The sequence below is a fragment of the Klebsiella sp. MS 92-3 genome (assembly GCF_000195655.1).
In the GTDB taxonomy this organism is placed as follows: Bacteria; Pseudomonadota; Gammaproteobacteria; order Enterobacterales; family Enterobacteriaceae; genus Klebsiella; species Klebsiella pneumoniae.
Map to the genome: position 1 here is coordinate 106,749 of NZ_GL882839.1, position 9,912 is coordinate 116,660.

Below are 9,912 nucleotides of genomic sequence, written 5' to 3' on the forward strand. Positions count from 1 at the left end.
CAGCAGCTGGATCATCGCCATGGTGCGGATGTTCTGCGCGCCGACGGTGTGCTGCGTCCAGCCCAGGGCATACAGGAAGGTGGTGGTGCGGTCCGCGGCGCTGGTTGAGGCCAGCACGTCGCACACTTTAAGGAAGTCCGCTTTCGGCGTACCGCAGATGTTTTCGACCACCTCGGGCGTGTAGCGGGAAACGTGCTGCTTCAGCAGATTCCACACGCAGCGCGGGTGGGTGAGCGTTTCATCGCGTTTGGCGTAGCCGTTTTCATCGAACTGGTAGTTCCAGGACGATTTATCGTACTGGCGTTTTTCCGCATCGTAGCCGCTGAACAGCCCCTCTTCGAAGGCAAAATCATCCCGCACCAGCAGGCTGGCATTGGTGTAATGCTTAACGTACTCGGCATTGATCTTATTGTTTTCGATCAGGTACAGCAGCACGCCCGACAGGAAGGTAATGTCGGTACCGGAACGAATCGGCGCATAGATATCGGCCACCGACGCGGTACGCGTAAAGCGCGGGTCGACGACGATCAGCGTGGCGTCGTTATTGTTTTTCGCCTCCATCGCCCAGCGGAAACCCACCGGATGGGCTTCGGCGGCGTTACCGCCCATCACCACCACGACGTTGGCGTTTTTGATATCCACCCAGTGGTTGGTCATCGCACCGCGACCAAATGTTGGAGCAAGACTTGCTACCGTTGGTCCGTGTCAGACGCGCGCCTGGTTGTCTACCGCCAGCATACCCAGCGATCGCACAAATTTTTGCGTTAGCATGCCGGTCTCATTGCTTGCCGCCGAGGCGCACAGCATGCCGGTGGAAAGCCAGCGGTTAACCGTCACGCCCTGTTCATTCTTTTCAATAAAGTTGGCGTCGCGGTCGGCTTTCATCAGTCGGGCGATGCGGTTAAAGGCTTCATCCCAGGAGATGCGCTGCCATTTATCCGAGCCCGGGGCGCGGTATTGCGGATAACGCAGACGGTTTTCGCTGTGGACATAGTCCAGCAGGCCTGCCCCTTTCGGGCACAGCGCGCCGCGGCTCACCGGATGGTCCGGGTCCCCTTCGATATGGTAGATCGCTTCTTTGGCGTTTTTCGCACCGTCGCCGAGGCTATACATTAATAGCCCGCAGCCCACGGAGCAGTAAGTGCAGGTGTTGCGGATCTCTTTCGCACGCAGCAATTTGAAATTGCGTGCCTGAGCCAGCGCCATTTTAGGGGCAAAGCCCAGGGCGGCGGCGGTAGTTCCGGCCATACCGCCTGCGCAGATCTTAAAGAACTTTCTGCGGCTGACGTCCATTGCATTCCTCCATGCAGGATGTTGATTCATCGCGCGGAGGAAACTAACAGCAAAATCCCGGGAAAATTTGCGTCAAATCAAGGAGGAAAACCTTCGCCCCCTTAATCGCCAGCCCTGGCCATTTTCGCTAATCCCTAAGGGTTAGCAACGGCGGAAAATTTCGCCCCTCACCGATAAAAAGATGATATATATGCCGGCTGCATTTGCGTAACCATCAGGAAAAGCATGGAGAAAAAGAGAGCCACGACCATCGGCTTCGCCGCCATTATCTTATGGAGCACGATGGTCGGATTGATTCGCGGCGTCAGCGAAGGACTGGGAGCGGTCGGCGGCGCGGCGATGATTTACAGCCTTAGCGGCCTGCTGCTGATCTTTACCGTCGGCTTTCCCAACCTGCGCCAGATCCCGCGTCGCTATCTGCTGGCCGGCAGCGTGCTGTTTGTCAGCTATGAAATCTGCCTCGCGCTGTCGCTGGGCTATGCCGCCAGCCGCCAGCAGGCCATTGAGGTGGGGATGGTCAATTACCTGTGGCCCAGCCTGACGATTTTATTCGCCATTCTCTTTAATGGCCAGAAAAGCAGCTGGCTGGTGATCCCCGGCCTGATTCTCGCCCTGCTGGGCGTTGGCTGGGTGTTGGGCGGTGAGCATGGGCTACAGCCCGATGAGATTATCAGTAACGTCATTTCCAGCCCGCTTAGCTATCTGCTGGCCTTTGTCGGGGCGTTTATCTGGGCCGCCTACTGCACGGTGACGGCCAAATATGCCCGCGGTAAAAACGCCATTACGCTGTTCGTCCTGTTAACCGCCCTGACGCTATGGCTGAAATTTCTCGCCAGCGACCAGCCACCGATGCTGTTTAGCTGGCCGGTGGTCATTAAGCTGATGACGGTCTCCGTGGCGCTGGGGCTGGCCTACGCGGCGTGGAACGTTGGCATCCTGCACGGCAACGTCAGCCTACTGGCGGCGGCCTCCTACTTCACGCCGGTGCTCTCCTCTGCGCTGGCGGCGATCCTGCTGAGTGCGACCCTGTCGTGGTCCTTCTGGCAGGGGGCCGGGATGGTATGTCTCGGCTCCCTGCTCTGCTGGTACGCCACCCGCCGTTAGCCGAGATCGCCTCCGGCTACCGGCAGCGTCACGCCGGTGATATAGCTGGCCTCATCGCTGGCGAGAAACAGGATCGCATTCGCCTGTTCCGCCAGCGTGCCGTACCGGTGCAGCAGACTGCTCGCCACCGTCTGATCGACGACCTGCTGATACCACGCCTTTTCCTGCTCGCTCGGCTGCTCTTCGTTACGCGGCGTCAGGCGCGGCGGCGCCTCGGTCCCGCCCGGGGCCACGGCGTTAATCCGAATACCGCTGCCGCTGTACTCCATGGCAATCGAGCGGGTCAGCGCGTTAACGCCGCCTTTCGCCGCCGAGTACGGCACCCGATTCACTCCCGCCGTCGCCACCGACGAAATGTTGACGATGCTGCCTTTGCCCTGCTTCAGCATCCATGGCAGCGCCGCGCGGCAGCCCCACAGCGTGGGGAACAGCGAGCGGCGGATCTCTTTCTCAATCTGATCCGGCTGGTATTCGGCAAAGGGGCGCGCCCAGATGGTGCCCCCAACGTTGTTGATCAGCACGTCGATACGGCCAAAATGAGCGACCCCGGCGGCAAACGCCTGCTCGGTACTTTCCCACGCTTCCAGATCCGCCTCCAGCGCCAGCACCAGACAGCCGGATTGCGCCAGCGTCGCCGCCAGCTCATGGACGTATGACGAGCGATCGATGAGCAGCAGAGCCGCGCCTTCTGCAGCCGCCTGCTCCGCCGTCTGGCGGCCAATGCCCTGCGCCGCGCCGGTGATGACGACGACTTTATCGGTAAAACGCATTTTGCCTCCTTATGCCGCCGCGCTCTGGCTGGCGATAAATTTCTCATACCAGAACCCCGCCGGGGTGATCCCGCGGTCGCGCAACGCCGTGGCAACCGCGTTAACCATCGGCGGCGGGCCGCAGAGATAGATGTCCACGTCGCCGTTGTTCAGCATCGCATCGTCGAGATGGTCGGTGACAAAGCCGCGCTGCGGGCAAGTGCTGTTTTCATCGGCCACCACCGGTAGCCAACGATACCCCGTCAACTGTTGAATAAAGGTATCCAGCGCGTCGGTTTTCACCAGATCGCAGTCACGAGTAACACCGTACAGCAGCATCACCGGACGCTGGCTGCCCTGTGTCTGCAGGGTATGGAGCATGGAGAGCAGCGGCGCCAGGCCGGTACCGCCCGCCAGCATCAGCAGCGGACGTTCGCCGTGGCGCAGATAGAAGCTGCCCATCGGGCCGCTGAGGGTAAGACGATCGCCGGGCCGCGCCCGCTGGGTTAACCACTGGCTCATCATCCCGCCAGGCACGTTACGGATCAGAAAACGCCCTTCGAGGGAACCCGGTTGCGAGCTAAATGAGTAGGCGCGGACATGAGGCGTACCCGGCACCTGAATGTTGACGTACTGCCCCGGCAGGAAGGCCAGCGGCTCATCGAGGGCGACCACCAGTTCGATGGCGGTATCGGACAGTAAATTCACCTGTCGTACCTGCGCCCCGGTGTTGGTCAGCGCGGTTTTACACTGCGCGGCGGCCACCGGCACATCGATCACGCAGTCGCTGGTCGGGACCATCTGACAGGTCAGCACCTGGCGGGCCTGCGCTTCGTCGTCGCTTAACGCCTCGTCGAGATAATCTTCACCCAGGTCGTACTCACCGCTGGCGCAGTGGCATTTGCAGGTACCGCAAACGCCGTCCGAGCAGTCCATCGGCAGATTCACCTTCTGGCGATAGGCGGCATCCAGCACCTTCTCTCCGGCATGGCATTGAATAAAGCGGGTTACGCCGTCCTCAAAATTAAGAGCAATATTGAAGGTCATAAGCGCCTCTTAAATGTGGTAAACGTCAATCACCTGACGGATATAGTCGTTATTCAGGCGCACAGTTTTACGGACGATCTGCGGCCTGCCGTCCTGCTCAATTAGCGTGCAGCAGGTAGAGCCGAAATAGGCATCCGTGTGCTGATAGCGATGGCTCCAGGTGACCCAGCTGTAACGCACCTCCAGACCCTCGTCGCTTTCGCCCAGCAGCTCAACGTTGCTGATGATATGGGTGGTCCGCGGCTCTGGCGTGCTGGCCCCGGAGCGCTCGGTTTTAATGCGGTAGACGCGATCCTCCAGCCCTTCGCGGTTGGGGTAGTAGATAAGCGAAATCTCTTTTTGCGGGTCGCGGGTCAGCTGGTCATCGTCGCCCCACGCCGGCATCCAGTAGACCACCTGCGGGCTGTAGCAGCTGAGCCATTCGTCCCACTGACGATCGTCCAGCAGACGGGCTTCGTAGTAGAGAAACTGGCGAACCTGTTCGAGGTTAAGCATCAGGCCACCTCCACGCGCTGGGTAATGGACTGGTCGTAACGCTGTTGTTCCTGTTCAATGGCCGCCAGCATCAGCGTCTGCCAGTGGTGGTGATGGGCGATGTACAGCGCTTCGTCCTCCGATTTCACCCCGCTTAACCGCGGCGAAAAGCCGGCATGTTGCGCATGCTCATCCGCGCCATCGACCCAGCGCAGCGCGCCGCGGCTGAGGTCGCTCCATGGCAGATTTTCGCCGAGATAGCCGCGCTGACAGGCGCTGAACTCTTCGAGGTCGTCCGGCGTCCCCATCCCACTGACGTTAAAGAAATCCTCGTACTGGCGGATACGCAGCGCTCTGGCCTGGTCGGATTCCCCTTTCGGCGCAAAGCACCAGATGGTGACTTCGGTTTTATCCACCGCAATGGGGCGGATCACGCGGATTTGCGTCGAGAACTGATCCATCAGGTAGACATTGGGGTACAGGCACAGGTTGCGGGTTTCGTTGACCATCTGGTCGGCACGGCGTTCGCCAAATTCCGCCTGCAGCCGTTCGCGGTGGGCATAGACCGGGCGCACTTCCGGGTTGAGCGCCCGGGTCCACAACAGCATATGGCCGTTATCAAATCCATAGCCGCCGCCGAGGCTTTTTGACCAACCGTTGGCATCCACCGCGTGCGTCCCTTCCGCTTCATAGTTGCGGCGTGACATGGTTGAGGCGTAGTTCCAGTGGACCACGCTGACGTGATAGCCATCGGCGCCGTTTTCCGCGCCCAGTTTCCAGTTGCCCTCATATACATAGCTCGACGAACCCTTAAGTACCTCGAGCCCCTCCGGCGCCGGGTCGACGATCAGGTCGATAATCTTGCAGGTTTCCCCGAGATAGGCCTCCAGCGGCTGCACGTCGGCATTGAGGCTACCGAATAAGAAACCGCGGTAAGACTGAAAACGCGGCAATTTTTGCAGGTCGTGGGAGCCGTCTTGTTTAAAGCTCGGCGGATAGCCGCCAGTGCTCTCATCTTTGGCCTTTAATAATTTGCCATTATTGCTGAAGGTCCAGCCGTGGAACGGACAGGTGAAAGAATTTCTATTCCCGGTTTTGCGTCGACATAACATGGCGCCGCGGTGGGCGCAGCTGTTAATTAGCGCGTGCAGCTCATTCTTTTTATCGCGGGTAATAATAACCGGCTGCCGTCCCAGCGTCAGGGTATAATAATCTCCCGGCTCGGCAATCTGGCTTTCATGGGCAAGAAAAACCCAATTTCCTTCGAAGATATGTTTCATTTCAAAATCAAATAACTGCTGGTCGGTAAATATAGAGCGGTGGCAACGGTAAATATGATTTTCACGGTCGACAACTAAGGCATTATTGATTTTGTCTTTGAGCGTCGAGAGCGTTTTTTGCATGAGTCGGTCCCTCCTGCAGGATTCAGGATGAAAGAAACAGGGTGAATTCTTCGTTTTCGAGTGCAATATCTGGCCCGGGCAGTAGCGTGCCCGGGGCCGATAATGCCGCTTACTCTTTGGCGCGCACGCGGATCCCGCGCTGCTCTTCGTCGGCGCTCAGCGCTTTACACAGGGTGAAATCAAAACAAACCTCGGTGTGCTCTCCCTCAAGATTGCGCTGCGCGATGATCTCGCGGTCGGTCACTTTTACCGGATCGGCAATCAGGCCGTCGCGGGTGGCAAAGGCAAAATCGTCCCACAGGTATTTATCGCCATTGAGGTTAATCTGGCTGGTCAGATGTTTATGACCCGGCGCGGAGACGAAAAAGTGAATGTGCGCCGGACGGTTGCCGTGGCGACCCAGTCTGTCCAGCAGTTTCTGGGTTGGGCCATCCGGCGGGCAGCCGTAGCCGGAGGGCATGATGCTGCGCACGCTGTAGCGGCCATCAGCGCCGGTGCGGATCCGCCGGCGCAGGTTGTACTCACTCTGGCCTGGGTCGAAGAAGGAATAATTTCCGAGGGTGTTGGCGTGCCAGATATCAACAATAGCGTTGGCCACTGGCCGGCCTTCGGTGTCTTTGACTTCACCGTGCAGCCACATCACTTCTCCGGCGTCGGCGCCGTCATCCATGCGGGCGTGACCCTCGGCCAGCGGCGCATTAGCCACGTACAGCGGCCCTTCGATGGTGCGCGGGGTGCCGGTTTCCCGATGCGCTGCCGCGTCGATGGCGTCCTGGCGCAGATCGAGGAAATGCTCCAGTCCCAGACCCGCCGCCAGCAGCGCCGCCTCCTGACGCCCGCCCAGCTCGTGCAAATAGTTTACCGCGTGCCAGAACTCTTCTTCCGTAACGTTATAGTCGTCGATGAGCGTGCAGATATTTTCCAGCAGACGATGAATAATCGCCTTAAAACGTTCATCGCCGCCGGCAACATCTAATCCGGCACTATCGCGTAATAATTTTTGAATAGCTGGTTGTTGTACGAATACATTACTCATACTGGTTCTCTCTTATATTTTGCAGGGTATACGCCGGTAATACCGGCGTGAGGTCAGATATTATTATTAGCGATCGTCATCGCGAATTGATGACGGATGACGACAGAGGGCTTCCACTTTTATCGCCATAAAGGGATATAGCGGCAATCCCATTAATATTTGATGCAATTCTTCGGCATCTTGAACATCGAAAATACTGACGTTGGCATAAAGGCCGGCAACGCGCCAGATATGTCGCCATTTGCCTTCCCGCTGTAATTGTTGCGAATAGGCTTTTTCGCGTTGTTTTATTTCCTCCGCCTCGTTGGCGGGAAAGCCAGGCGGAATATTGACGGTCATCTCCACTTTAAATAACATTTTTTTCTCCTGTTCCCCGCTACGGCTGGCGGGTATAAAAATGCAGTTTGTCTTCATCCAGCTCGACGCCAAGTCCCGGCGTTTGCGGCAGCGCCACCTGACCGTCGGCAAAGGTGAGCGGCACGCTGACAATATCGTCTTTCAGCAACAGCGGGCCGAACATCTCGGTACCCCACTGCAGCGGCAGCGTCGACCAGGCGTGCAGAGAAGCCACGGTCCCTACGGTGCCTTCCAGCATGGTGCCGCCGTACAGGCCAATCCCTGCCGCCTGCGCGACGCGGGCCAGCGCCAGCACGCTGTTCGGCCCCCCGGCTTTGGCAATTTTCAGCGCGTAAGCGCCGGTAAAGCCCTGCTGCGCCAGCTGATAACCATCGTAAGCGGTCGCGACCGCTTCATCCGCGAGGATCGCGGTTTCAATTTGCTGGCTTAACCGCACCAGGGCGGCATTATCGTGGGCGCTGACAGGCTGTTCGATAAGATCGACGCCCATCGCCGCCAGTTCGCGGCAGCCTTTCGCGCCGGTGGCGGCGTCCCAGGCCTGGTTGACGTCGACACGGATGCTGGCGCGGTCGCCTAACGCTTCAACGATGGCGCGGGTATGACGCAGGTCGGTGGCGAGTTCACGCGCGCCGATCTTCAGTTTGAACGCCCGGTGGCGGCCTTCGGCCAACAGTTTTTCTCCTTCAGCGATATCTTTCGCGGTATCGCCGCTGGCTAAGGTCCACAGCACCGGCAACGCCGTTTGCAACGCGCCGCCGAGCAGGGCTGATATCGGCAGACCTAAGGCTTTGCCCTGAGCGTCGAGCAGCGCGGTTTCGATGGCGGACTTCGCAAAGGTGTTGCCTTTAATGGCGCCGTTCATGCGGGCGGTCAGCGCATTCAGGTTATCGGCCGGCTGCCCTTTTAACAGCGGCGTCAGATAATGGGTGATCGCCGACGAGATGGCCTCGGGGCTCTCAACGCCATAGCTCAAGCCGCCGATGGTGGTGGCTTCGCCGATGCCGCAGATGCCGTCGGAACGGGTAAGGCGCACGATCACCAGCGACTGGCAGCCCATGGTGGTCATCGACAATTTATGCGGCCGGATGGTCGGGACATCCACAATCCAGCTCTCGATTTGCTCTACGGTGGCAGTCATTTTCTGTTCCTGATGAGATATATAACTTTTTGTACCCACATCCATAACGGGGGTCTGTGCCATTGACAATAGGGTTCAGCCTGGCGGATGGTCAACGGCGATAATCGAAATGTTGTGCGATTATCGACGCGTTTGTTAAAAGACGGTTATTAATGTGATCATGGTGGTAAAACCGGCACAATTCAGCGCGCCCCATTTTGCGCAAGGTATAGTGATCTGCCGTGAGCTTTACGCTGCAACGGAGAAGGATGCGATGAGCGACAATATCCCCAATACGCTGAGCGCCAGGCAGGCCGAGCACGACCCTAACTTTATGCTGTCTCTGGCCCGCGGGCTGGAGGTCCTTAACGCCTTCACCCCCCAGCGCCAGCGGCTGACCATTTCCCAGCTCAGCCAGAAAACGCAAATCTCGCGCGCGGCGGTACGCCGCTGTTTGTATACCCTCGCCGCGCTGGGCATGGTGCACAGTCCGGATGGCCGTAGCTATGAACTGCTCCCCCGGGTGCTGGCCGTCGGCCACGCCTATCTGGCAGGCACGCCGCTGGCCAAGGTGGCGCAGACGGCGCTGGATAATCTTGGCAAAGCGCTCGGCGAATCCTGTTCGGCGGCCACGCTCGACGGGGATAACGTGCTCTATATTGCCCGCGCGGCGGTCAATAATTTACTGAGCATCGATCTGGGGCGCGGCAGCCGCCTGCCGGCGTGGGCCACGTCGATGGGGCGGGTGTTGCTGAGCGCGCTGCCGGAGGAACAGCTGGAAGTGACGTTGTCACGAGTTACGCTTATTCGCTACACTCCGCATACCCTGTGCGATTTGTCCGGTTTACGTGCAGAGATCGCCCGGGTGCGCATGCAGGGCTATGCCCTCGCCGACCGGCAGATCGAGGTAGGCTTGTGCTCGCTGGCGGTACCCGTGCTGTCGCGTCACGGTCAGGTGGTGGCCGCCCTGAATGTCGGGGTACCTGCCGCGACGGTCAGCGCCGCGGCGTTAAAAGAGAAGGCTCTCGCCCCGCTACGGCGCGCGGCGATGGATCTGTCGCTGCAGCTATAGCGCCGACTGCGGTTTCGCCACGGTGGCGAGGCTGCGCCAGATCCCGGCGGCCAGCAGCAGAAGCAATACACCCGCCGTCGCCAGCACCAGGCTATGAGCCTGAATAAAAGCCGTCTTCGCCGCCGCCATCAGCGCCTGCGCCACCCCGGCGGGCAGCGCCTGGGACAGACTCACCGCCTCGCCAATCGATGACGCCGCCTGCTGCGCCATGGCGCCACTCAGGCCAGACGGCAGCGCAATAGAGGCGCTGTAGCTGCGGG

The 9,912-nt window shown here is 59.3% G+C and carries 10 protein-coding genes and 1 pseudogene; 2 read left to right on the top strand and 9 right to left on the bottom strand.

The annotated features are described in order from the left end of the window. The coding region (locus tag HMPREF9538_RS31770) for a molybdopterin-dependent oxidoreductase (RefSeq protein WP_148671942.1) at positions 1 to 1,293 on the bottom strand (1,293 nt) is incomplete at its 3' end. Between the two features lie 225 nt (positions 1,294 to 1,518). On the opposite strand from HMPREF9538_RS31770, the gene yddG reads away from it, so the two are divergent. Further along, positions 1,519 to 2,397 (top strand): aromatic amino acid DMT transporter YddG, encoded by an 879-nt coding sequence (gene yddG / locus HMPREF9538_RS06860; RefSeq protein WP_002906464.1) that lies wholly within the window; start codon positions 1,519 to 1,521, stop codon positions 2,395 to 2,397. On the opposite strand, the gene benD is transcribed toward yddG, so the two are convergent. The 7 genes from benD to HMPREF9538_RS06825 all read right to left on the bottom strand — a co-directional run bounded on the left by benD (position 2,394) and on the right by HMPREF9538_RS06825 (position 8,646). Beyond that, positions 2,394 to 3,167: a benzoate diol dehydrogenase BenD gene (gene benD / locus HMPREF9538_RS06855; protein ID WP_004180092.1), complete on the bottom strand. Its 774-nt coding sequence runs from the start codon at positions 3,165 to 3,167 to the stop codon at positions 2,394 to 2,396. The two genes, yddG and benD, sit on opposite strands and share 4 nt — an antisense overlap. Positions 3,168 to 3,176: 9 nt before the next feature. Then, the gene (benC, locus tag HMPREF9538_RS06850) at positions 3,177 to 4,193 is read right to left on the bottom strand and encodes a benzoate 1,2-dioxygenase electron transfer component BenC (RefSeq protein WP_009485867.1); all 1,017 of its coding nucleotides are present in this window, start codon (positions 4,191 to 4,193) and stop codon (positions 3,177 to 3,179) included. 9 nt (positions 4,194 to 4,202) lie between these two features. Further along, positions 4,203 to 4,688: a benzoate 1,2-dioxygenase small subunit gene (gene benB / locus HMPREF9538_RS06845; RefSeq protein ID WP_004180096.1), complete on the bottom strand. Its 486-nt coding sequence runs from the start codon at positions 4,686 to 4,688 to the stop codon at positions 4,203 to 4,205. Then, positions 4,688 to 6,070, bottom strand: coding sequence for a Rieske 2Fe-2S domain-containing protein (locus HMPREF9538_RS06840; RefSeq protein ID WP_009485868.1), 1,383 nt, complete (start codon positions 6,068 to 6,070; stop codon positions 4,688 to 4,690). The genes benB and HMPREF9538_RS06840 overlap by 1 nt, the downstream gene beginning before the upstream one ends. A gap of 109 nt (positions 6,071 to 6,179) precedes the next feature. Further along, positions 6,180 to 7,106 carry a catechol 1,2-dioxygenase gene (catA, locus tag HMPREF9538_RS06835; protein WP_004175986.1) on the bottom strand — a complete coding sequence of 309 codons (927 nt, stop codon included), beginning with the start codon at positions 7,104 to 7,106 and terminating at the stop codon, positions 6,180 to 6,182. Between the two features lie 66 nt (positions 7,107 to 7,172). Beyond that, the gene (gene catC, locus HMPREF9538_RS06830; protein ID WP_002906471.1) at positions 7,173 to 7,463 is read right to left on the bottom strand and encodes a muconolactone Delta-isomerase; all 291 of its coding nucleotides are present in this window, start codon (positions 7,461 to 7,463) and stop codon (positions 7,173 to 7,175) included. A gap of 19 nt (positions 7,464 to 7,482) precedes the next feature. Continuing rightward, positions 7,483 to 8,646 carry a muconate cycloisomerase family protein gene (locus HMPREF9538_RS06825; RefSeq protein ID WP_072158546.1) on the bottom strand — a complete coding sequence of 388 codons (1,164 nt, stop codon included), beginning with the start codon at positions 8,644 to 8,646 and terminating at the stop codon, positions 7,483 to 7,485. Between the two features lie 115 nt (positions 8,647 to 8,761). Here HMPREF9538_RS06825 and HMPREF9538_RS06820 point away from each other — a divergent pair, with 115 nt between their 5' ends. Next, complete coding sequence (locus HMPREF9538_RS06820; RefSeq protein WP_009485870.1) at positions 8,762 to 9,652, top strand: IclR family transcriptional regulator domain-containing protein; 891 nt, start codon at positions 8,762 to 8,764, stop codon at positions 9,650 to 9,652. Here HMPREF9538_RS06820 and HMPREF9538_RS06815 read toward each other — a convergent pair. After that, a pseudogene (locus HMPREF9538_RS06815) lies at positions 9,647 to 9,912 on the bottom strand (MFS transporter); the annotation flags it as partial. The gene HMPREF9538_RS06820 and the pseudogene HMPREF9538_RS06815 sit on opposite strands and share 6 nt — an antisense overlap.

Bases quoted from the DNA above. Each gene is read 5' to 3' on its own strand.
- yddG (WP_002906464.1), top strand. From the start codon at position 1,519: ATGGAGAAAAAGAGAGCCACGACCATCGGCTTCGCCGCCATTATCTTA.
- benD (WP_004180092.1), bottom strand. From the start codon at position 3,167: ATGCGTTTTACCGATAAAGTCGTCGTCATCACCGGCGCGGCGCAGGGC.
- benC (WP_009485867.1), bottom strand. From the start codon at position 4,193: ATGACCTTCAATATTGCTCTTAATTTTGAGGACGGCGTAACCCGCTTT.
- benB (WP_004180096.1), bottom strand. From the start codon at position 4,688: ATGCTTAACCTCGAACAGGTTCGCCAGTTTCTCTACTACGAAGCCCGT.
- HMPREF9538_RS06840 (WP_009485868.1), bottom strand. From the start codon at position 6,070: ATGCAAAAAACGCTCTCGACGCTCAAAGACAAAATCAATAATGCCTTA.
- catA (WP_004175986.1), bottom strand. From the start codon at position 7,106: ATGAGTAATGTATTCGTACAACAACCAGCTATTCAAAAATTATTACGC.
- catC (WP_002906471.1), bottom strand. From the start codon at position 7,463: ATGTTATTTAAAGTGGAGATGACCGTCAATATTCCGCCTGGCTTTCCC.
- HMPREF9538_RS06825 (WP_072158546.1), bottom strand. From the start codon at position 8,646: ATGGATGTGGGTACAAAAAGTTATATATCTCATCAGGAACAGAAAATG.
- HMPREF9538_RS06820 (WP_009485870.1), top strand. From the start codon at position 8,762: ATGGTGGTAAAACCGGCACAATTCAGCGCGCCCCATTTTGCGCAAGGT.